The organism is Neobacillus rhizosphaerae (genome assembly GCF_050477885.1).
GTDB lineage: Bacteria > Bacillota > Bacilli > Bacillales > Cytobacillaceae > Neobacillus > Neobacillus rhizosphaerae_A.
This window is the reverse complement of record NZ_JBCNAC010000177.1, coordinates 1-22,273: the sequence shown is the minus strand read 5'-3', so window position 1 is coordinate 22,273 and position 22,273 is coordinate 1. Positions and strand designations below refer to the sequence as shown.

At 39.7% G+C, this 22,273-nt stretch carries 19 protein-coding genes and 1 pseudogene; 17 read left to right on the top strand and 3 right to left on the bottom strand.

All coding sequences use genetic code 11. The features are described 5' to 3' along the window. The 10 genes and pseudogenes from ABES03_RS23760 to yajC form a co-directional block, all read left to right on the top strand. Positions 1-187: pseudogene (locus ABES03_RS23760) on the top strand (hypothetical protein); the annotation flags it as partial. Between the two features lie 66 nt (positions 188-253). Then, positions 254-2,038, top strand: coding sequence for a SafA/ExsA family spore coat assembly protein (gene safA / locus ABES03_RS23755; protein ID WP_430121348.1), 1,785 nt, complete (start codon positions 254-256; stop codon positions 2,036-2,038). Between the two features lies 1 nt (position 2,039). Beyond that, positions 2,040-3,014 carry a phosphotransferase gene (locus ABES03_RS23750; protein ID WP_430121347.1) on the top strand — a complete coding sequence of 325 codons (975 nt, stop codon included), beginning with the start codon at positions 2,040-2,042 and terminating at the stop codon, positions 3,012-3,014. A 101-nt stretch (positions 3,015-3,115) separates the two neighbouring features. Further along, the gene (locus tag ABES03_RS23745; protein ID WP_430121345.1) at positions 3,116-3,805 is read left to right on the top strand and encodes a YhcN/YlaJ family sporulation lipoprotein; all 690 of its coding nucleotides are present in this window, start codon (positions 3,116-3,118) and stop codon (positions 3,803-3,805) included. Between the two features lie 127 nt (positions 3,806-3,932). Next, complete coding sequence (locus tag ABES03_RS23740) at positions 3,933-4,481, top strand: BofC C-terminal domain-containing protein (RefSeq protein ID WP_430121343.1); 549 nt, start codon at positions 3,933-3,935, stop codon at positions 4,479-4,481. Positions 4,482-4,621: 140 nt separating this feature from the next. After that, entirely contained in the window at positions 4,622-5,233 is a 612-nt protein-coding gene (ruvA, locus tag ABES03_RS23735; RefSeq protein WP_430121341.1) for a Holliday junction branch migration protein RuvA, read from the top strand. A 13-nt stretch (positions 5,234-5,246) separates the two neighbouring features. Next, a complete protein-coding gene (gene ruvB / locus ABES03_RS23730; protein WP_430121339.1) occupies positions 5,247-6,248 on the top strand; it encodes a Holliday junction branch migration DNA helicase RuvB in 1,002 nt (333 codons plus the stop codon). Between the two features lie 38 nt (positions 6,249-6,286). After that, the gene (gene queA, locus ABES03_RS23725; RefSeq protein ID WP_430121337.1) at positions 6,287-7,315 is read left to right on the top strand and encodes a tRNA preQ1(34) S-adenosylmethionine ribosyltransferase-isomerase QueA; all 1,029 of its coding nucleotides are present in this window, start codon (positions 6,287-6,289) and stop codon (positions 7,313-7,315) included. Between the two features lie 28 nt (positions 7,316-7,343). Continuing rightward, positions 7,344-8,483 carry a tRNA guanosine(34) transglycosylase Tgt gene (gene tgt, locus ABES03_RS23720; RefSeq protein ID WP_430121336.1) on the top strand — a complete coding sequence of 380 codons (1,140 nt, stop codon included), beginning with the start codon at positions 7,344-7,346 and terminating at the stop codon, positions 8,481-8,483. 29 nt (positions 8,484-8,512) lie between these two features. Then, positions 8,513-8,800 (top strand): preprotein translocase subunit YajC, encoded by a 288-nt coding sequence (gene yajC / locus ABES03_RS23715; protein ID WP_430121334.1) that lies wholly within the window; start codon positions 8,513-8,515, stop codon positions 8,798-8,800. 53 nt (positions 8,801-8,853) lie between these two features. On the opposite strand, the gene ABES03_RS23710 is transcribed toward yajC, so the two are convergent. After that, the gene (locus tag ABES03_RS23710) at positions 8,854-9,213 is read right to left on the bottom strand and encodes a TIGR04086 family membrane protein (RefSeq protein WP_430121332.1); all 360 of its coding nucleotides are present in this window, start codon (positions 9,211-9,213) and stop codon (positions 8,854-8,856) included. 255 nt (positions 9,214-9,468) lie between these two features. Between ABES03_RS23710 and ABES03_RS23705 the strand changes: the two genes are divergently transcribed. Then, positions 9,469-10,131: a DUF421 domain-containing protein gene (locus tag ABES03_RS23705; RefSeq protein WP_430121330.1), complete on the top strand. Its 663-nt coding sequence runs from the start codon at positions 9,469-9,471 to the stop codon at positions 10,129-10,131. A 41-nt stretch (positions 10,132-10,172) separates the two neighbouring features. Here ABES03_RS23705 and spoVB read toward each other — a convergent pair whose 3' ends face one another. Beyond that, positions 10,173-11,723, bottom strand: a complete 1,551-nt coding sequence (gene spoVB, locus ABES03_RS23700; RefSeq protein WP_430121328.1) for a stage V sporulation protein B — start codon at positions 11,721-11,723, stop codon at positions 10,173-10,175. Positions 11,724-11,861: 138 nt separating this feature from the next. Between spoVB and ABES03_RS23695 the strand changes: the two genes are divergently transcribed. From ABES03_RS23695 to dtd, 6 genes are all read left to right on the top strand, one after another. Further along, positions 11,862-12,158, top strand: a complete 297-nt coding sequence (locus ABES03_RS23695; RefSeq protein ID WP_430121326.1) for a post-transcriptional regulator — start codon at positions 11,862-11,864, stop codon at positions 12,156-12,158. 140 nt (positions 12,159-12,298) lie between these two features. Continuing rightward, entirely contained in the window at positions 12,299-14,563 is a 2,265-nt protein-coding gene (gene secDF / locus ABES03_RS23690) for a protein translocase subunit SecDF (protein WP_430121324.1), read from the top strand. Positions 14,564-14,660: 97 nt separating this feature from the next. After that, entirely contained in the window at positions 14,661-17,024 is a 2,364-nt protein-coding gene (gene recJ, locus ABES03_RS23685; RefSeq protein ID WP_430121323.1) for a single-stranded-DNA-specific exonuclease RecJ, read from the top strand. After that, positions 17,015-17,527: an adenine phosphoribosyltransferase gene (locus tag ABES03_RS23680; RefSeq protein WP_430121321.1), complete on the top strand. Its 513-nt coding sequence runs from the start codon at positions 17,015-17,017 to the stop codon at positions 17,525-17,527. Before recJ ends, ABES03_RS23680 begins: the two co-directional genes overlap by 10 nt. A gap of 222 nt (positions 17,528-17,749) precedes the next feature. Further along, positions 17,750-19,945, top strand: a complete 2,196-nt coding sequence (locus tag ABES03_RS23675) for a RelA/SpoT family protein (protein WP_430121319.1) — start codon at positions 17,750-17,752, stop codon at positions 19,943-19,945. Between the two features lie 10 nt (positions 19,946-19,955). Next, positions 19,956-20,399, top strand: coding sequence for a D-aminoacyl-tRNA deacylase (gene dtd, locus ABES03_RS23670; protein WP_430121317.1), 444 nt, complete (start codon positions 19,956-19,958; stop codon positions 20,397-20,399). A gap of 36 nt (positions 20,400-20,435) precedes the next feature. Here the strand turns inward: dtd and ABES03_RS23665 are convergent, their stop codons facing one another. Further along, positions 20,436-22,196 carry an SH3 domain-containing protein gene (locus ABES03_RS23665; RefSeq protein WP_430121315.1) on the bottom strand — a complete coding sequence of 587 codons (1,761 nt, stop codon included), beginning with the start codon at positions 22,194-22,196 and terminating at the stop codon, positions 20,436-20,438. Positions 22,197-22,273: the final 77 nt, after the last annotated feature.

Sequence of the window (22,273 nt, the reverse complement as noted above, 5' to 3'; positions counted from 1 at the left end):
TTCAGGGGAGACCCCGCAGGCGCTAGCGCCGAGGAGGCTCGCCGAAACACCCACGGAAAGCGAAGCTCCTGGAGCGGAAATTAACAGACAGATTATGGTGCCTTATACATGTGGCAAAAAACAAGGTGTTTGTCCTTTCTTTCGACCTTATACATATTTTTTCAAAAAACAGCATAAGTTTTTTTGAAGAATGATAGCACTTTGCCCATTTTCACATACACTATATGGACTTATGCATAGGAGGGAAATCAGAGTGAAGATCCATATCGTACAGAAAGGGGATACTCTTTGGAAGATCGCCAAGAAGTACGGCGTGAATTTTGAAGAGCTGAAGAAGCTTAATTCACAGCTCAGCAACCCTGATATGATTATGCCCGGTATGAAAATAAAAGTTCCAACAACAGGTGGAAGCATAAAGAAAGAAGCCCCTATGGGAACAAAACCGGAAACAACAATCAATTTAGGTGTAAAGAAAGAAAAGCCGATTGCTGAGCATCCGTTCGTCAAAGAGAAACCTGTGCCAATGCCGATGGTTGAAGCACCAATTGTAAAAGAAGCACCAAAAAAAGAAATACCAATTGCCAAAGAAAAACCAATTGTAAAAGAAGTACCAAAAACACCTTATACTCCAAAAATGCCTCTACAAATCGTCCCAGAAATTGATATTAACAATTATTACATGATGAATATGCAAAATATGACGGTTCAGCAACCCCAGCTGCCGCCTAAACCAGCAAATATCCTTCCAGAAGTAAAAGAGGTTCCGAAGAAAGAAATGCCTATAAAAGAAGTGCCAATGAAAGAGATGCCAATGAAAGAGAACCTTGTTCCTGCTCCTCCACCAGTTGAAGCTCCAGTTGCAGAAATGCCGGTTCAAGAACAATGTGTTCCTATGACACCAATCATGCCAGGTCCGGGTTTTTGCCCACCATTTGGTGGATTCCCGACGATGCCAATGATGCCATATCCGCAAATGCAGGGAATGGGTATGCCTGCTCCAGGGATGGTTCCAGGATCTCCAGGCGTAGCTCCGATGACAGGTTTTGCACCTGGCATGGCAGGACCGTACTTCCATGATGATGAATCATCATCCTTTATGCCGCAATTGCCTGTCATGAATCCAGCATACAACCCAGGAGCAATGATGGGTGCCCAAAACCCAGGATTCCAGCAGCAGATGCAAAATCCTTACATGGATCCAGCGGCATTCGGTCAAATGCCAGCAGGCTATGGCCAGATGCCAACAGGAATGGATCAAATGCCAGCAGGCTATGGTCAGATGCCAACAGGAATGGGTCAAATGCCAGCAGGCTATGGTCAAATGCCAACAGGAATGGATCAAATGCCAGCAGGCTATGGTCAGATGCCAACAGGAATGGATCAAATGCCAGTAGGCTATGGTCAGATGCCAACAGGGATGGATCAAATGCCAGCAGGCTATGGCCAGATGCCAACAGGAATGGGTCAAATGCCAATGGGCTACGGCCAGATGCCAGCCGGAATGGGTCAACAAATGCCAATGGGTGCCGCTCCGACTACAATGCCATCACAGAACCCGGGAGAATCCATGCAAGCAGCTCCAATGTTGCCTGGAACGATGTACGGAAATCCAGGAATGACAAATCCTTACGGTATGGGTGGTCAAATGACTTATGGCTATCCACAAATGGGCGGTATGAACCCATATGGGGTAACTGATTTTGAATCACCAGAAATGATGATGCCTGTTGCAGGCGGTCAAATGCCTTACATGCAAAACCCTTATCCGACTCAAGGACTTCCGGTAGGTACAGGTGGAATGGGTGACTGCGGTTGTGGCGGTCCAATTCCAACACCTTATATGGGCGCCATGCCGGCGGCTGAAAGTGCTCCTGCAGCTATGCCGTCAACATTTGTCCCACCCACTCCACCAATTTACAGTGCACCATATACAGGTCCAATGAATGCCGCTCAGCCACCATATATGAATCCATATGGAATGGGAGTAGCAGGAAGCGCTCCATACGGTATGCCTGGTTACCGTGATGAAAGTAATTAATATGTCAGCTAACAAAAAAGGAGACGATGATTATTATAATCGTCTCTTCTCTTATTTTCAGTCCCAGTTTTATGAAAAAATTACCCAGTTTGTACCGCTTCGAAAAACCGTTATTTTTTTGAAAACAGAGCAAAATACTTACATTATAAAAGGCTATTCCACCAATAGCAGACTTAGACTTCAAGAAGTCTTTACAGATACACTGAAAAAGGAAGGATTTTCAAAAACTTATTCCTTTTTAACTCCCCCTATAAAGGAACAACTATTTTTTGAAGGGACTTATTTTGGATGTATTGAATATCTGCTACCACATAAAACAGCTTTTTCTTTCCGTACTGAAAAGAATCGTCAAGAAGGACTTGAGCTTATAGAACAATTTCATCAAACCACCAGTCTCTTTGAGGCTAGATATCGTACCTTGCTTCCTAAAGGACATCTACTTGATAAGTGGACAGATCGGTTAAATATGTTCACCGCAAATTTTCCCTTCATAAAGTATTTTATCAATGAACTGGTCTTAGCGGATATGGTTTCTTGGGCCAAATGGTCTCTTGCAGGCATGGAAAAAAGGTATCATCAATTTTTCAAGGATCCCTTGGTGATTTTACACGGTGATGTAGCACATCATAATTTCTTACGCGATCACATGGGGAGTTTGCATTTAATTGATTTTGATTTAATCTGCATTGGTCCCCCTGCTTTTGATTATTTACAATACGCAAACCGAATTCTTCCTTCAATGGATTGGTCGTTTGAAAAGCTTACCAGGCTTAACCAAATGGAAAAGTATGCTCATGAAGAGGCTTTTCTGTATGCACTAGCCTTTCCAGCGGATATTTTTCGGGAATGGAACCGGTTAATTAGAGAAAAATCGTACACTGATTCTGTTAAATTAAAGCAAGTAATCGATTTATCGATTAAACAGTATTATGCAAGAAAAAGATTTGTTGACCATATTCAGGAAATAGATAAATGATTTTGTCAGAATGAAATTCCCTATAAAATAACACCCTATAAATGAGATGGACTCAGAAACAAGGGCCAATCTCAGGATGTTATATTTAGGGGGTTTTTCGCTTGAATAAGAAACAGTGGATTATTCCTCTTTCAGCCATAATGACCATTGGGCTGGCAGGATGTACTGGTGATAATAATCGTGCAGGAGTTAATGGGAAAAATAACATAGCACAGCCGATGGGATACTACTCCAATGAAAACCATCCATCCCAAGATAATCTATTTGGTGATAATGATGGTGGGGTAACAGAAATAATGGATCATACGCTTGGGGAAGAAGACCAACTGGCAACTGAGCATAACAGAAAGATTCTTCAGAATAGGGATGAAAATGGCAATCCAACCAATCCGACAAAACCTTTAGCAACAAAGGATCGGAATTTTTTTCAACGTGATAATCGATTCAGTACCAGTGATATGAACTATCATGGTCATTTAAGTAAAAATGCTGGAAACACTGGCGTAGCTACCGATTCTGATTTCCAAGATAATGTGACGGCAAAAATCAGAAGGAAGGTCGCATCTGTTAATAATGTACAGGACGTACGGTCAGTAGCCTATGGGAATACGGTGATTGTTTCAGTAAAATTAGCTGACAACAACAAGGCAGCCGAAACAAAAAGAGCTATAAAAAATGCCGTTAAGCCTTACACAAAGGGAAGAAATGTTACAGTGTTAACAGATGAGGGAACCTTGGGGCGCGATCGCAACAAACATAACGATAGTCAACCTCATAAATGGGGACAATAATGGAAAGAGCAAAGCTTCAGGCTTTGCTCTTTTTATGTGAAAAAGTATAGGACGGATAAAAAGGTAATTAAAGGCTAAACTAGGAATGTAGATTATGTTCAATTTTTAACAATAAGAGGTGAGGAGCATGAGGTTCACTTGGATAGCAATGTACCGGTTTGGATTAGCCGTTTTTGCTGTTACTCTCTTCATGTTTAGTGGCTGGGCACCGGGAATCACAGGCTCCGCTGCACAACAGGAACCCCCACAAAATCAACAGAAGAAAGAACCACTGCACATGACGGTGATTTTAGAAAGAGTCTATTTAGATGGTGAACTTAGTCAAGAGGTAGTTCAAGAGACTTGCTGGTCAATGGAAAACTTTTGGGCAAAATATGACCAGTGGCAGTTGGTTGATATGGATGAGTCTACTATGGTTTTTAGAAGACCAGTAGATGATATCTCCCCACTTTTAAAAGCAAATGGCTTTTTTGGAATCACTGAAGACGGGGTATTGACCATTTTTAATGGTAGACCCGACCGTTCAAAAATCATACAATCCTTTTTTCAAATAGATATAAGGAAGTTAGAAAGTAAAACACAAGAAGAATTAATACAAGGAATACCTATTATATCAAAGGATCATTATGTTGAAGTGTTAGAAACCTTTAAGCCGTATTCTATAAAAAAAGAATAGTTCTTTTTCAATCAGACTGAGTAGCATTCAGCCTGATTTTTTCTTTCTCTAACCTATTTTCTTCAATTCCGTTTCATTCTTATGTTAAAATGGAAGACAGTGCATATGAGAGCAACAGGAAACTAGAGGAGAGAATGGTATTGTATGAATTTATAAAAGGGACTATTGAATTTATTAGTCCAGAATATATTGTGGTGGAAAATAATGGGATTGGCTATCAAATCTCTACACCCAATCCGTTTATTTATTCTGGAAAATTGGAGACAATGGTTACTGTCTACACGTATCATTATGTACGCGAAGATATTATGGCCCTTTACGGGTTTGAAACTAGAGAAGAAAAAAGGCTATTTACTAAATTATTAAATGTATCAGGAATCGGTCCCAAAGGAGCACTTGCGATTCTTGCTTCAGGTGAAGTGCAGCAAGTGGTAACAGCAATTGAAAATGAGGATGAAAGTTTCCTTGTGAAATTTCCTGGTGTAGGTAAAAAGACAGCCCGTCAAATGATCCTTGATTTAAAAGGGAAATTACAGGATATCGTTCCAGACTTCTTCCCAAATTTATTTAATGCAGATCAACTTCAGATACATACAGAAGAAACCAATTCTGCTTTTGAAGAAGCTATTCTTGCTTTGAAGGCTCTCGGTTATTCAGAAAAGGAAATTAAAAAGATTTCACCTGAATTAAGAAAAGAACAACTGTCAACAGACCAATACATTAAAAATGCACTGAAGCGGCTTTTAAAATAGGTGGTGATGATGGATGGAAGAGCGAATTATTTCAAGTGAAGTGAATGAGAGTGAAAAAAGTATTGAACAAAGCTTGAGGCCGCAAACCTTGAGGCAATATATAGGGCAGAATCAGGTAAAGGAAAATCTAGAAATTTTTATTAAGGCAGCCAAGCTTCGGAAGGAAACCTTAGACCATGTTCTCCTTTATGGACCTCCAGGTTTAGGGAAGACGACACTGGCCGTGATTATCGCCAATGAGATGGGCGTAAACATTCGAACCACTGCTGGACCTGCCATCGAGAGACCTGGAGACCTTGCAGCCATTCTGACTGCACTTGAGCCTGGGGATGTGCTATTTATAGATGAAATCCATCGACTGCCGCGGACGATTGAAGAGGTTTTGTATCCAGCGATGGAGGATTTTTGCCTTGATATCGTGATTGGTAAAGGTCCTAGTGCACGCTCTGTTCGCCTTGACCTTCCTCCATTTACCCTGGTGGGGGCGACAACAAGGGCAGGGTCTTTATCGGCTCCATTACGCGATCGATTTGGAGTTTTAAGCAGGCTCGAGTATTATAAGGAAGACCAGCTTAAAAACATTGTTTTACGTACAGCTGAATTGTTCGAAACAGAAATAGACGAGCCTTCCGCAGCAGAAATTGCTAGAAGATCCAGAGGAACCCCTAGGATTGCAAACCGCCTCCTTAGAAGGGTGCGGGATTTTGCTCAAGTAAAGGGTAATGGTACAATAAACCTACTTCTTGCTAGAGAAGCATTGGAGCTGCTTCAGGTAGATCGGCTTGGCCTTGATCACATAGATCACAAATTACTAAAAGGGATTATCGAAAGATTTCGCGGAGGCCCAGTAGGCCTTGATACCATTGCTGCTTCGATTGGTGAAGAATCAGAAACCATTGAAGACGTATATGAACCATACCTGCTCCAAATTGGTTTTCTACAGAGAACCCCTAGAGGCAGAATGGTCACATCAGCAGTCTACCAGCACTTTGGTATGGAAGTACCGACTCAATAATAGGTAACTCATTTTAAACAGATTAGGGATGTCATAATATGAAAGTAGATTTATTTGATTTTTATTTGCCTGAAGAATTAATCGCACAAGTTCCGTTAATTAATCGGACAGACAGCCGATTAATGGTCTTAAATAAGCAAACAGGCGAAATCAAACATGAAGTATTCAAACATATTACGGAGTATCTGCGTGAAGGGGATTGCCTTGTCTTAAATGACACAAGGGTATTGCCAGCACGCCTTTTTGGTGTTAAAACAGATACCGGCGCTAAAATTGAAGTCCTCCTGTTAAAACAACTGGAAGGTGACCGGTGGGAAACACTAGTAAAACCAGCAAAAAGAGTAAAAGAAGGAACAGTTATCGACTTTGGTGACGGTCTTCTTTCCGCTGTTTGTACAGCTACCTCTGAACATGGTGGAAGAGTATTGGAATTCAAATACGAAGGTATTTTCTACGAGGTCCTTGATCAATTAGGTGAAATGCCGTTGCCGCCATACATAAAAGAACAGCTCGACGATCGGGAAAGATATCAAACGGTATTTGCCCGTGAACCTGGATCGGCAGCAGCCCCAACAGCTGGCCTTCATTTTACAGAAAGCTTATTAGACGAAATAAGAGAAAAAGGTGTCCACATTGCGTTTATTACGCTTCATGTGGGGCTTGGGACCTTCCGTCCTGTAAATGTCGAGGATGTGTTGGAGCATGATATGCATTCTGAATTTTACATGATGACAGATGGAACCGCCCGATTACTAAATGAAGTAAGAAGCAATGGGGGAAGGATTATATCAGTCGGAACTACCTCAACAAGGACATTGGAGACCATCGCGTCTGCAAATGATGGTCGATTTGTTGAAGGTAGTGGCTGGACGAATATCTTTATTTACCCAGGTTATACCTTTAAGGCCATCGATGGGATGATTACTAACTTCCATCTACCTAAATCAACCTTGATTATGCTTGTTAGTGCATTAGCTGGTAGAGAGAATATTTTGCATGCCTATGAGACAGCTGTTTCAGAACGCTATCGTTTCTTCAGTTTTGGAGATGCAATGCTACTCATCTAAGTTTATGCACACGGAAGGAGATAAAAAATTGACTGCAATTCGTTATGAGTTAATTAAAACATGTAAACAAACGGGAGCCCGCCTTGGAAGGGTACACACACCGCACGGCTCGTTTGATACACCAGCTTTTATGCCGGTTGGAACACTTGCAACCGTGAAAACCATGTCACCTGAAGATTTAAAAGAAATGGGTGCCGGGATTATTTTAAGTAATACCTATCACCTTTGGTTAAGACCCGGACATGAGATCATTAGGGATGCTGGAGGTCTTCATAAGTTTATGAACTGGGACCGGGCTATTTTAACAGATTCCGGCGGTTTTCAGGTTTTCAGTTTAAGTGAGTTCCGAAAGATTGAGGAAGAAGGGGTTCATTTTAGGAATCACATGAGCGGGGAAAAACTATTCCTTTCCCCTGAAAAAGCGATGGAAATCCAAAATGCCCTCGGTTCAGATATTATGATGGCATTTGATGAGTGCCCGCCATTTCCTGCTACCTTTGAGTATATGAAGAAATCAGTCGAGCGTACTTCGAGATGGGCTGAACGTTGCTTAAATGCCCACCAGCGTCCGCAAGATCAAGGATTATTTGGAATCGTACAGGGTGGAGAATTTGAGGAACTACGTAAGCAAAGTGCCAAAGATCTTACTTCACTTGATTTCCCTGGTTATGCTGTTGGTGGTTTATCGGTTGGGGAACCAAAAGACGTGATGAATCGTGTGCTTGAGTTCACAACTCCGCTTTTACCATCGGATAAACCAAGGTATTTAATGGGTGTGGGTTCACCAGATTCATTAATTGATGGCTCTATTCGTGGTATTGATATGTTTGATTGCGTATTGCCAACCCGGATAGCCAGAAATGGTACCTTAATGACAAGTACGGGTAGACTTGTTGTGAAAAATGCACAATTCGCTAGAGATTTTGGACCGCTGGATGAAAATTGTGATTGCTATACTTGCCGAAATTATAGTAGAGCCTATATTCGCCACTTGATTAAATGTGATGAAACATTCGGAATTCGTTTAACGTCTTACCATAATCTTTATTTTCTGTTAAGATTAATGGAGCAGGTCAGACAAGCCATCATGGAAGACAGGCTTGGTGATTTCCGCGAAGAGTTTTTTGAACGTTATGGTTTTAATAAACCGAACGCGAAAAATTTCTAATAGAACCTTTTTGAAAGGAGGGAAACAAGATGCAAGGAATTAGTACAATCATTCCATTAATATTAATGTTTGTGTTATTTTATTTCCTATTAATTCGCCCACAGCAAAAGCGTCAAAAAGCGGTTGCGAACATGCAAAGCGAATTGAAAAAAGGTGATAAAATCGTTACGATTGGTGGATTACACGGTTTTGTTGACTCAATCGATGATAATAAAGTAGTCATTAAGTGTGGAGACGGCAGCCGTCTTACATATGATCGTTCTGCTATTCGTGAAGTCACTGAAGCTGGTGAAGGAAGCGTTAGCTTAACGAAATAATCGTACACAAAAAGGAAGCCGTTTACAAAATGGCTTCCTTTTTTCATTTGTGGTTACGCAGATCTTGTATTGCCAGTTGAAATATTAACCCCTAAAATTCCACCCATCATGGCGATGAGTGTATAGCAGGTATGATAAATGACTTGCTCTGCGCTAAATAGACGATCATAGCCTAGGTATTGAAATAAGAAAACAACAATGGAGTAAATTAGACCAGTTAATCCCCCAATTAGCCAGCCTTTTTCTTTCCGCTTTCCTCCTGATAGGAATCCTCCTCCAAAAAGCCCGATAAAGGATAAGGCCGTAATTACATATTGAAGTGATCCTTCTTTAGCGGAGGTATACCTTAGAATAAACGCAAAAACAAGGCTTGAAATCACGGCAAAGGCAAAGATAAAAATTAATCCGTACAAAATGGATGTACCAAAGCTTTTTGATTCGATTTTAGCTCTCCTCCTTCAGTTGCCTTAGGCCAGACTCTCTACTTGGTAAAAGTCTCAGGCCTTAGAAACAGTTTTTTACCTAGTACAAGCGTATTCGTGGAAGAAGAAAAGTAGAATTAAAATTTTATGATTTTCCTTATTTTAAAAGCGTTGGAAAATAATTCTCCTTATTTTTTTTCCAAAAATGCAAACAATGAATACGACTAAAAAAGGGGAGAAAACATTGTGGACGTTTATTTAGGAATCATTTTTCGGACCTTATTTTTGTATTTATTAATCATTGTTATTTTTAGATTAATGGGCAAAAGGGAAATTGGTGAGTTAAGCATCCTAGATCTAGTTGTTTTTATCATGATTGGTGAAATGGCGGTTATTGCCATTGAGAATACAAAGGACCCACTAATTCACTCGGTGATCCCGATGGTTTTATTGATGATCATTCAAATTACCCTCGCTCTAATTTCACTGAAAAGTAAAAAGTTTCGTGACCTGGTCGATGGTCAACCGAGCATTATTATCAATAGAGGAAAAATTGATGAAAATGCAATGCGGAAGCAACGATACAATTTTGATGATTTAATGACCCAGTTAAGGGAGAAAGATATTCGCAGCATTGCGGATGTGGAATTTGCGATATTAGAATCCTCTGGTAGTTTGTCGGTAATTGAAAAATTAAAGAATAGTAATGAACAGCAAAAGCAGGGGGATATTACTGTCCCATTAATTTTAGATGGGACAATTGAAGAAGAAAATTTAAAAAGGATTAATAAGACTAATTTATGGCTGCGCCAAGAACTGAAGAAAAAAGGATTCCGTGATGTTAAGAAAATTTCCTTTTGTAGTTATGAGAATGGAGAATTTTATATTGACTTACAGGATGAAGACTAAGAAGAGGCTGACCCTTTATATTGGGTCAACCTCTTCTGTTTTTATATTGTAATAAACTTTCCAATCCACGGAATCCGTTTTAGCTCATCCTTTTTGATTAAACCAAAAATGAGAAGCAGGATTGAATAGGAAAGGGTCATGGAAAAGGCTGCGTTAGCGACACGTACCACCAAGTGTGTCTCTAATAGGATATTTTCGAAGAGCCAGTATCCACACCAAGCAGCTACTCCCATTGCTATGAACCCCTTTACATAGTCCCGGATATAAAAGGAAAATGAAACCTTCTTTAGAACTGTCGCGAAATGTAGACCCGTAACAAGGACAAAGCCAACGATAATTCCTAGTGCTGCCCCGGTAATGCCAAAGGTAGGCTGGGAAGCGAGTACAAAAATGACCGCTGTTTTAACCACCGCTCCAATTAAACTATTAATCATTGCTGCTCTTGCAAGATTTAATGCTTGGAGTACGGCTTGTAATGGGCCCTGATAGTAATAAAAAAGGAAAAATGGTGCCATAATCTGAATGAAGTAAGATCCCTTCGCAGAACCGTACATAAGCTGCATGAGCGGGTCTGCGAGTACGTAAAGGACAATCACAGCAAGTCCTCCTGTTAAAAAAACAAACCTTAATGCTTGCTGGAGGCGATACTCAATTAATTTATGGTTATTATTTGAATTTGCCTCACTGATTGCTGGAACAAGGGAAGTAGCTAATGAAAAGGTAACAAATGAAGGAAGCATCAACAAGGGCATGGCATAGCCGGTTAAGGCACCATATTGTTTCGTTGCATTCACGGCAACTACCCCTGCAAGAGCTAAACTATGTGCTACTACAATCGGTTCAAAGAACCATGCAATCGAACCAATCATTCGGCTACCCATAGTAGGAATTGCAATCTCCATTAAATCCTTATAGGTTCGTTTTCCCTTATGGATAAATTGAAAGAAATTCTTTCTAAGCTTAAATCGTTTTTTTAATTTAAACATAGTTAAAAGATAAATTAGTGACAGTAATTCCCCTAAAACAGAAGCTCCCATTGCTGCCGCTGCAGCGTATTCAACTCCATAGGGCAGGAATGTTTTTGTTGCTGTTGCGATGATGGTGATTCTTACAAATTGTTCTAATACTTGAGAGATGGCTGACGGACGCATGTTTTGGCGTCCCTGAAAGTATCCTCTTAAAACAGAAGAGACCGCAATAATAGGTAGTGCTGGCGCAATCGCCATTAGTGGATAATACGTTCTTGGGTCGGTAAAAAGCGTTGTGGATAGAAATGGCGCAAGTAAAATCAAAGCAGGTGTGATAATAATCGATAATCCAATGGTTATCGCAAGGGAGACTACAAGTATTTTTTTTATTTCCGCATAATCCCGTCTCGCCTCTGCCTCTGCAATATTTTTAGAGATAGCTACTGGAAGCCCGAGTTGTGTAATTGTCACCACAAGAATAAATGTGGGATATGCCATCATATATAAACCGACGCCTTCCTCACCAATGCTGCGCGCTAGAACGATTCGATAAATAAAACCAAGCACCCTTGTAATTAATCCTGCAATTAATAGGATAAATGTCCCTTTTAAAAACTTCGACATGCTGATTCCCACCTTCTCAAAAAAGAAGAATTCATATACAATTAACTATATGCCTAAGGGTGGACAAAGCATGACAAGTAGTAAGAGCTTTTTGCAAGGTTCAATTAATCGGGGGTTTTCCCCAGGGGGGCAGTTTGAATGGATAATAGTCACGTATACGACCAGTTTCGTATCCAAGTACAACCCGCATTGGCAAGTAAACTTTCGGAATTTGACTTGCTTGGATATGATTCTGTATCGGAGAATGAGCTTTGGAATTTCCTAATAAAGAAGAAGTGGAAAAAATTAAAGGTTGAAATGAAGCTCTACGAGATTATCCAAGAAATTCTTTCTGTGAGAGTAAGTGATTATATGAGCTATGCAACCATTGAGGCATATAAAACTGTTGAATTTTCTTTTGAAGATGAAAATGAATTGAAAGAGTTATTAAAATAATCCCACGTTTTTCAAATTGACAGCTTTTCTTAGTTATTCCATAATGGTAGCAGTGACTTTATTGTTATTTTTATATAAGGCTTATAATGGTTTTTATGTAACAGTGCGAATGCACATGCACTAAGGAGGAACAATACATAATGGTAAAACGTAGTAGAATTATTGCTTTCTTTCTTGTGGTCCTGATTATTGGAAGCACAATGGGAGCAACAGCAAAGAACATTTTAAACAATATAAAGCTTGGGCTAGACCTTCAAGGTGGATTTGAGGTATTGTACGAGGTTAAGCCAGCGAAGAAGGGTCAAAAGATTGACAAGGAAGTATTGGCTAGTACTGCTGAAGCACTGGACAAACGTATTAATGTTCTGGGTGTAAGTGAACCGAGTATTCAAATTGAAGGAAATAATCGGATTCGTGTTCAGCTGGCTGGTGTTAAGGATCAAAACAAGGCACGGGAAATTCTGTCAACACAAGCGAATCTAACCTTCCGTGATGCCAATGACCGTCTAATGATGGATGGGTCAGACTTAAAGCAGGGTGGAGCTAAGCAGACATTTGACGAAAACGGAGCACCAAGTGTTTCTCTATCGTTAAAGAGCGCAGACAAGTTCAGAAAAGTATCGGAAGAAATTATGAATATGGCTCCAAATAACGTCCTAGTTATTTGGCTTGATTTTCAAGAAGGAAAAGATTCCTTTAAAAATGAAGTAACAAAACCAAATCCAACATATTTGTCAGCTCCAACAGTAAAACAAATATTTAACCAAGATTCAGTTTCCATTGTCGGCAGCTTCACTTCTGAAGAAGCTAAAACATTGGCTTCGCTATTAAATGCAGGTTCATTACCAGTCAAGCTTAAGGAAGTGTATTCCACTTCTGTAGGAGCAAAGTTTGGTGAGCAAGCATTAAATGATACGATTTTAGCAGGAATCATTGGTATTGCGATCATTTACCTGTTTATGATTTTCTATTATCGTTTCCCTGGCTTCGTCGCTACTATTACATTATCCATTTATATTTATTTAGTTTTGTTAATTTTTGATTGGATGAATGGAGTCCTAACTCTGCCGGGGATTGCCGCAATTATTCTCGGGGTCGGTATGGCCGTTGATGCCAATATTATTACCTATGAGCGAATCAAGGAAGAATTAAAGGTTGGTAAATCTATTAAATCAGCTTTCCAAGCTGGTGAAAAAAATGCATTTACATCGATTCTCGACTCAAACCTGACAACGATCCTCACAGCTGGGGTCCTTTTCTTCTATGGGACAAGCTCTGTAAAAGGCTTTGCGACGATGTTAATTGTCAGTATCCTAATGAGTTTCTTAACCGCTGTTTATGGTTCACGATTATTGCTCGGCCTATGGGTTCACAGTGGAATCTTTAAAAAGAAACCAAGCTGGTTTGGTGTTAAACAGTCTGATATTAAAAATATTGCTGAAAACTATGATACGTTAGATCTTCCGACTCGATTTGACAAAATCGATTTTGTTAAGAATCGTAAGAAGTTCTTCATTTTATCAGGTGTTCTTCTTACTGCAGGTGTGATTATACTTTTAGTTTTCCGTTTGAATCTTTCAATTGACTTTTCAAGTGGTACACGTGTAGAAGTATTATCTGATAAACCACTTACTGTAGAAAAAGTAGAAAGTGCTTTTGAAAAGCATGACTTGAAACCTGATGATGTCGTTATCTCTGGCAACAAAAAGGAAATCGGCGCTGCTAGAATGATTGGTGTTTTATCAAAAGATGAAATTGCCAAGTTGAAATCTGATTTTAAAAAGGAATTTGGTTCTGAGCCAAACGTTAGTACCGTTTCTCCTACAGTTGGTAAAGAATTGGCCAAGAACGCACTTATTGCACTGCTAATTGCTTCAATTGGAATTATTATTTATGTTAGCATTCGCTTTGAACTAGCTATGGCGATTGCTGCGATTGCTTCGTTACTGCATGATGCATTCTTTATGGTTGCCTTCTTTAGTATTACGAGACTTGAAGTGGATTTAACATTTATCGCAGCTGTTCTTACGATTGTTGGTTACTCGATTAACGATACCATTGTTACATTTGACCGTATGCGTGAAAACATGCATAAGAAAAAACGCTTAAAAACATTTCAAGACATTGCTGATGTTGTGAATGTAAGTATTCGCCAAACATTAACTCGCTCCTTTAACACAGTATTAACTGTTTTAATTACAGTTGTAGCAATGATGATATTTGGTGGAGAATCCATTCGTAACTTCAATATTGCTTTGTTTGTAGGATTAATTGTAGGTGTCTATTCTTCAGTATTTATTGCAGCTTCTTTATGGGTTGTGTTTAAATCTAGAGAATTGAATAAAAAAGGCGTCATTAAAACAGTGAAAGAAAAGAGAAAATACTCTGATCAACCACAAGTTTAATCATTTAAAAACCGCAGACCATCTGCGGTTTTTTCTTTTGATTGAAACAGAGTTGTTCCTCCTGTATAATAGTAAAGTCTGAGGGGTGAACACACGTATGTTAAAGTCGAAAACAAGATGGATTGTTCGTAGATCTGATGACCATCTAGTTAAACAACTGGAAAATGAATTGAAGATAACACCTCTAGTTGCGTCACTACTTGTCAATCGTGGTTTAGATACCGTAGAATCTGCACGGTATTTTTTATTTGGTAAGGAAGAATTTCATGATCCTTTTCTCTTAAAAGGAATGGATATCGCGGTTAATAGAATTCGTGATGCGATTGAAAAACAAGAGCCTATTCTTATTTTCGGCGACTATGACGCGGATGGTGTAAGCAGCACCTCGGTGTTAATGATGACACTGCGTGACCTTGGTGCAAATGTACAATTTTATATCCCGAATCGTTTTACAGAGGGATATGGACCGAATGAACGTGCATTCCGTCATGCTGCGGAATCTGGAATAAACTTAATTATAACTGTGGATACAGGAATATCAGCTGTGCATGAAGCGTCGATAGCAAAAGAGCTTGGTATGGACCTTATTATTACGGATCACCATGAGCCGGGTCCTGTTCTACCAGAAGCCCTCGCAATCATTCATCCGAAGCTGCCCGATAGCATTTATCCATTTCGGGAACTGGCTGGTGTAGGGGTTGCATTTAAACTTGCCCATGCATTGTATGGTGAAGTGCCGGAGCATTTATTTGAAATTGCCGTCATTGGTACGATTGCCGACTTAGTATCCTTAACAGATGAAAACCGCCTCATTGCTAAAAAGGGCTTAGAAAAGCTGAAAGTAACGAAAAATGTTGGTCTTAAAGCTATTTTTAAATTAGCTGGAGTAGACCCTTCAGCTATTAATGAGGAAACGATAGGTTTTACACTCGCACCGCGGATTAATGCAGTTGGGAGATTAGAAGATGCCGATATGGCAGTTCAATTGATTCTGACAGATGATCCTGAAGAAGCGCAACAGCTAGCGATAGAAATGGATGCTTTGAACAAGACAAGGCAATCCATCGTAAATGAAATCACTGCTGAAGCAATTGAAATCGTTGAAAAAAATTACCCGGTTGACACCAATAAAGTCCTTGTCATTGGGAAGGAAGGCTGGAATGCAGGTGTAGTAGGAATTGTTGCATCCAGACTGGTTGATAGATATTATCGTCCAACAATTATTTTAAGCTTTGACTCAGAAAAGGGCATTGCAAAAGGTTCAGCCCGGAGTATTGAAGGCTTTGACCTATTTAAAAATTTATCGACATGTAGAGAGATTCTGCCTCATTTTGGCGGACATCCAATGGCTGCTGGAATGACTTTAGATCTTGAAAATGTAGCTGACCTTCGAGAGCGGCTTAATAGCCTTGCACAAGAACAGCTATCGGATGAGCACCTTATCCCGGTAACCTATCTAGACGAAAAAGTTCGTCTTGAAGATGTTCATCTATCTTCATTAGATGAAATGAATTTACTTTCTCCTTTTGGGATGGACAACCCCAAACCAAAAGTTTTAATTAATAATGTTGATATTGCCAGTATGAGAAAAATTGGCAGTGAACAAAATCATTTAAAGGTTTTGGTAAATGAAGATGGTTCCAATCTAGATGGGATTGGCTTTGGTTTAGGAGCTTTAGTAGATCAAATCTCTCCTGCCTCAAAAATTTCATTAATTGGAGAATTATCTATTAATGAATGGAACAATATACGTAAACCACAAATCTTTATCCACGATTTAGCAGTTGAATCGTGGCAGTTATTTGACTATCGCGGGCAAAAGCGAATCAACCATATCGCCCAAACGGTACCTTCCGAAAACAGAAAGCTAATTGTGTTCAATAAGGAGCATCTTGATAAAATAAACGCAAGCTTCCTGCCGGACACCACCTTTATTCACACTAAAGAAGAAGCAGAAGCCTTTGACGGACATCATGCTAACATCGTCCTAGTGGATTTCCCACCATCAAAGGAAATTCTTTCTGATTTGTTCAAAGGGAAACAGCCGGCAAGGATTTACGCCTATTTTTATAAAGAATCCAGTGATTTTTTCAGTACTGTACCGACTCGTGATCATTTTAAATGGTTCTATGGATACTTGTTAAAAAAAGGACCATTAGACATTAATCGTCACGGGGATGTCATTGCCAAGCACCGTGGTTGGTCGCAGGAAACAATTATCTTTATGTCAAAGGTGTTTTCTGAACTGGATTTTGTTACAATAAACAATGGATTTATCACTTTAAATAACCAAGCGCAAAAGCGTGAATTAACTGACTCAAGAACTTATCAAATCAAACAGAAACAGTACGCTCTTGAAAAGGATTTATTGTTTTCATCCTTCCAGGAATTAAAAAACTGGTTCGATCAAATGATTCATGAGTCAGTTGAGACTGAGGAGGCAATTAAAGAATGGATTTAAAGGAATTTATTACAATTGTGCCTGATTGGCCTAAGCCAGGAATTAAATTTAAAGACATTACCCCTTTAATGAATAATGGTGATGCATATAGATATGCAACAGACAAAATCGTTGAATATGCAAAAGAAAGACAAATCGACCTGATTGTGGGACCTGAAGCTCGTGGATTTATTATTGGTTGTCCTGTGGCTTATTCACTTGGTTTGGGGTTTGCCCCTGTTCGTAAAGAAGGTAAATTACCTAGGGAAACAATAAAAGTAAGCTATGGCCTTGAATATGGTAAAGATGTTCTAACGATCCATCAAGATGCTATTAAACCTGGCCAGCGTGTATTAATCACAGATGATTTGTTAGCGACAGGCGGCACGATTGAAGCAACCATCCAATTAGTGGAACAGCTTGGTGGAGTTGTTGCTGGTATCGCTTTCTTAGTTGAGTTAAGTTACTTAGATGGACGTAAAAAACTCGACGGTTATGATATTTTAACACTAATGCACTATTAAACCTGCTAGAGGGCACTCCGAAAACGAGTGCTCTCTTTATATAATATCGGAGCTTCCGCTTCATTTTTTTCGACATATTTCTTTAAATTTTGGAAAAAAGCTTTCAATCTCTTTACATCTTCATGATTTTTTCTGATAATAGAAACAATCATTCTAATTTAGTAACAATTTTATACGAAGAACATTGAATAAATAAAATGAGATGAAAATAAAGGTGATTTCATGGCGAATGATCAAGTGTTAACTGCCGACCAAGTCATCGACAAGACCCGCAACTATTTAAATGAGGAGCATGTTGCGTTAGTTAGGAAGGCGTATGAATTCGCCAAACATGCTCACCGTGAACAATATAGAAAATCAGGGGAACCGTACATTATTCATCCCATACAGGTAGCTGGAATATTAGCTGACCTAGAGATGGATCCTGCAACGGTAGCAGCGGGTTTTCTTCATGACGTTGTTGAAGATACAAATGTGTCCTTAAAGGATATTGAAGTAGCTTTCAACGGCGAAGTAGCGATGCTTGTCGACGGTGTAACAAAATTAGGGAAAATTAAATATAAATCGCACGAGGAACAGCAGGCCGAAAACCACCGGAAAATGTTTGTAGCTATGGCTCAAGACATCCGTGTCATTCTTATTAAGCTTGCTGACCGTTTGCATAATATGCGGACTCTAAAGCATCTTCCTCTGGAAAAACAACGTCGGATTTCAAATGAAACACTTGAAATTTTTGCACCTTTAGCACATCGTCTTGGTATTTCTAAAATTAAGTGGGAGTTGGAGGATACCGCATTAAGATATTTAAATCCGCAGCAATATTATCGGATTGTTAACTTAATGAAAAAGAAACGTGCGGAACGGGAGCAATATTTAGAGGATGTTATCGTTGAAGTAAAAAACCGTATGGGTGAAGTTTCCATTAAAGCAGAGCTGTCAGGCCGACCGAAGCACATCTACAGCATTTATCGAAAGATGGCTTTGCAAAATAAGCAATTCAGCGAAATTTATGATTTACTGGCCGTTCGAATCGTAGTCAATAGCATTAAGGATTGCTATGCGGTCCTAGGAATCATTCACACGTGCTGGAAGCCAATGCCTGGCCGTTTTAAAGATTATATAGCGATGCCAAAGCCAAATATGTATCAATCATTGCATACAACGGTTATTGGGCCAAAGGGTGACCCGCTTGAAGTCCAAATCAGAACGTATGAGATGCACCGCATTGCTGAGTTCGGGGTTGCGGCTCACTGGGCATACAAAGAAGGAAAAGCGATTAGTGATAGCTCTACTTTTGAACAAAAGTTAACATGGTTCAGGGAAATCCTTGAATTCCAGAATGATACCGCAAATGCTGAAGAGTTTATGGAATCGTTAAAAATTGACTTGTTCTCAGATATGGTTTTTGTGTTTACTCCAAAAGGTGATGTTATTGAATTGCCTTCAGGCTCTGTTCCGATTGATTTTGCCTATCGTATTCACTCTGAAATAGGGAATAAAACGATCGGGGCAAAAGTAAACGGCAAGATGGTGACCTTGGATTATCGTCTAAAAACGGGTGATATCATTGAAATTCTTACCTCCAAACATTCCTACGGACCAAGTCAGGATTGGTTGAAATTGGCACAAACCTCTCAAGCGAAAAATAAGATTCGTGCGTTCTTTAAGAAGCAACGCCGCGACGAAAATGTTGACAAAGGTAAAGAGTTAGTTGAAAAAGAAATCCGTCAAATGGAGTTCGACATTAAGGAAATCTTAACCCTAGATAATCTGAAAAAAGTCGCAGAGAAGTTTAATTTTGCTAATGAAGAGGATATGTATGCAGCGGTTGGTTATAACGGCGTCACTGCTTTACAAGTAGCAAACCGTTTAACAGAAAAATGGCGTAAAAAGCGTGACAAGGAACAGTCGGCGAGCATTGCCAACGCGATTACGGATTTAAAATCATTTCCTTCAACAAAAAAACGCGAATCAGGCGTTCGAGTACAAGGAATTGATAATTTGTTAATCCGTTTGTCCAGATGCTGTAATCCAGTACCAGGTGATGAAATTGTTGGCTTTATTACAAAAGGGCGTGGTGTTTCTGTACACCGCTCTGATTGTACGAATATAGATTCCAATGATGCCCAGTCTAGATTAATTCCGGTAGAGTGGGAATCATCCTTGAATGACCGGAAGGAATATAATGTAGATATTGAAATTAGCGGGTATGATCGTAGAGGTCTGCTGAATGAGGTTCTACAAGCTGTTAATGAGACAAAAACAAATATCTCAGCTGTAACAGGAAAATCTGATCGTAATAAAATGGCTACCATTATTATGTCTATCGCAATTCACAATGTCAGCCACCTGCAAAAGGTAGTCGATCGAATTAAGCAAATCCCAGATATTTATTCGGTTCGCCGAATTATGAATTAAGGAGTTTATCATGAGAGTAGTTGTTCAACGGAGCAAAGCGGCCAAGGTCACCGTTGAAGGAAAAGTGACGGGGCAAATCAACAAAGGGCTGGTTCTGCTAGTAGGTGTCACACACGACGACAAGCCAGAGGATGCTGCCTACTTAGCTGACAAAATTGCAAACCTTAGAATTTTTGAAGATGCAGATGAAAAGATGAATTATTCTTTATTAGATGTTGGGGGAGAGATTCTTTCTGTTTCGCAATTTACCTTATATGGAGATTGCCGAAAGGGTAGAAGACCTAACTTTATGGAAGCTGCAAAACCAGAGCAGGCAGTTGAGCTTTACGAAGCGTTTAACAAACTGCTCCGTGAAAAAGGCATCCATGTCGAGACGGGTGTTTTTGGTGCCATGATGGATGTAGAATTAGTCAATGATGGTCCAGTGACATTGATCGTTGAAAGTAAAGCATAAGAAAAGCTTGGCACAAAATTCTGTGCCAAGCTTTTTCTAATTTTCTTTGAAAAATCTAGCTAGACCGTTAAATAAACCTGATGCCGCATTTTCTTGGAATACACCTGATTTCACTGTCATTTCTTCCTCAGGATTACTTAAATATCCAAGCTCCATTAACACAGCTTTTTGATTATTCTCTCGAACAACATGGAAATCACCAAATCGTACTCCACGATCTTTTAGTTTTGTTTGTGCTACAGTGGACGCATAAAGAGTATCAGCAAGTGATTTTTGATAGTTATGATAGTAATAACCAGTCATCCCACGTACACTACGATCTAAATTACTGTCGTAATGGAGGCTGATGAAAGCATCGGCATTGTAGGAATGGGCAGTACTTACACGAGAAGAGAGAGGAATAAAGGAATCACTATTTCTGGTTAAATAGACATTTGCCCCTGCAGCTCTTAATTTATCATATAACAATCGAGCTGTCCGTAGTGTCAATTCCTTCTCTAGTGTTCCGCTTGCTCCTGTAGTGCCGTTATCACCGCCGCCATGTCCAGGGTCTAAAACAATTGTTTTATTTTTAAGATAACCTTCTGCACCTGATTTCTCAATCTGCGTCTTGGAATTGTTGATAGAAACAATCCAACCTGCTACATATCCCGTTTTGCCATTCTTCAATTTGATTTGATACCAATCATTCACAACATTTTGAACAGGATAGGAAGTACCTTCATTTGCCCGTTCGATCACATCGGCTTGTACATTTGCTGATGCTCGGATATTTGTTCCATTATGTAAGATGGTAACGATACGATCCTTGCCAGCTTGTCCAGATTGGGTGGCTGCTTTAGATTTCTCAAGGTACCATCCGGCAACCCATCCGAATTTGCCAGATTTATATTCTATTTTTGCCCAATTGTTATTCTCTTCTAGGATCGAAAAGCTTTGTCCCCCTGTTACAGTTCCGATAATGACTGCATTTAAGGATGATCCTGAGCGAACACTTAGACTGTTGGCAGTGACTGTTCCATTCATGCCGATTGGTTCGTTCTTAGATGTATCCTTCCCTGTTTTTGCATCAGTGTCAACAAATTCTGCACTTACCCAGCCTTTTAAATTGGCAAATCCAATTTCAAGCCAATTCTTTTCTTTAGAATAGATGGATACAATCGTTCCTTTTGTGAGCTTTCCAATAACAGTTCCAGTTGCAGACGGTTCTTTTCGAATATTAAGGGTGTCCGCATTTACTATGCCAGAATTTGTTTGTTTGCTAGTAGCTTTAGGCTGAACTGCAGGTTCGTTTTTTAAGACTAAAAAATCCCTCGTAACCCAACCTTCACCAAAAGAGGAAGAAACCTTATACCAGTTTTCATTTTTGTCTAGGATACTCACTTCTTGCCCTCTAATTAAGAAACCGACAATACGGAAGCTTGTCCCAGGACCTGAACGAATTCTTAATTGATCGGTATTAGCCTTTGCAATCGTTCCTTTAGAACCACTGGATGTAGTAGTACTGGATGGTTTTTGCATGTTTTCCTTTGTAACCAGCCAATTAACAACCCAGCCGGTATTGCCAAAAGACAACTCAATTTCAATCCAATCGTCTTTTTCTTTTACAATTGAATATTTCTCGCCTCGCTTGGCAACTTTTACAAGTGGATAGCTTAATCCAGGGCCGCCCCGTACATTCACCGAATCAGAAGAAACGGTTACCGTCCCGGTTGCAGCAATACTTTTTCCTTGTGGCAGGAAGGCTCCGAAAATAAGAATGATAGATAATAGCAGGAAACTAAACTTCTTAACCATCCATACCCTCCTTTATAATATTTTAGGCTAATATTCTTCGACTTTGAGAATGATCCAGCTCCAGCGCCTAGCCCCTC

Bases quoted from the DNA above. Each gene is read 5' to 3' on its own strand.
- ABES03_RS23750 (WP_430121347.1), top strand. From the start codon at position 2,040: ATGTCAGCTAACAAAAAAGGAGACGATGATTATTATAATCGTCTCTTC.
- ABES03_RS23740 (WP_430121343.1), top strand. From the start codon at position 3,933: ATGAGGTTCACTTGGATAGCAATGTACCGGTTTGGATTAGCCGTTTTT.
- ruvB (WP_430121339.1), top strand. From the start codon at position 5,247: ATGGAAGAGCGAATTATTTCAAGTGAAGTGAATGAGAGTGAAAAAAGT.
- queA (WP_430121337.1), top strand. From the start codon at position 6,287: ATGAAAGTAGATTTATTTGATTTTTATTTGCCTGAAGAATTAATCGCA.
- yajC (WP_430121334.1), top strand. From the start codon at position 8,513: ATGCAAGGAATTAGTACAATCATTCCATTAATATTAATGTTTGTGTTA.
- spoVB (WP_430121328.1), bottom strand. From the start codon at position 11,723: ATGTCGAAGTTTTTAAAAGGGACATTTATCCTATTAATTGCAGGATTA.
- ABES03_RS23695 (WP_430121326.1), top strand. From the start codon at position 11,862: ATGGATAATAGTCACGTATACGACCAGTTTCGTATCCAAGTACAACCC.
- secDF (WP_430121324.1), top strand. From the start codon at position 12,299: ATGGTAAAACGTAGTAGAATTATTGCTTTCTTTCTTGTGGTCCTGATT.
- recJ (WP_430121323.1), top strand. From the start codon at position 14,661: ATGTTAAAGTCGAAAACAAGATGGATTGTTCGTAGATCTGATGACCAT.
- ABES03_RS23680 (WP_430121321.1), top strand. From the start codon at position 17,015: ATGGATTTAAAGGAATTTATTACAATTGTGCCTGATTGGCCTAAGCCA.
- ABES03_RS23675 (WP_430121319.1), top strand. From the start codon at position 17,750: ATGGCGAATGATCAAGTGTTAACTGCCGACCAAGTCATCGACAAGACC.
- dtd (WP_430121317.1), top strand. From the start codon at position 19,956: ATGAGAGTAGTTGTTCAACGGAGCAAAGCGGCCAAGGTCACCGTTGAA.
- ABES03_RS23665 (WP_430121315.1), bottom strand. From the start codon at position 22,196: ATGGTTAAGAAGTTTAGTTTCCTGCTATTATCTATCATTCTTATTTTC.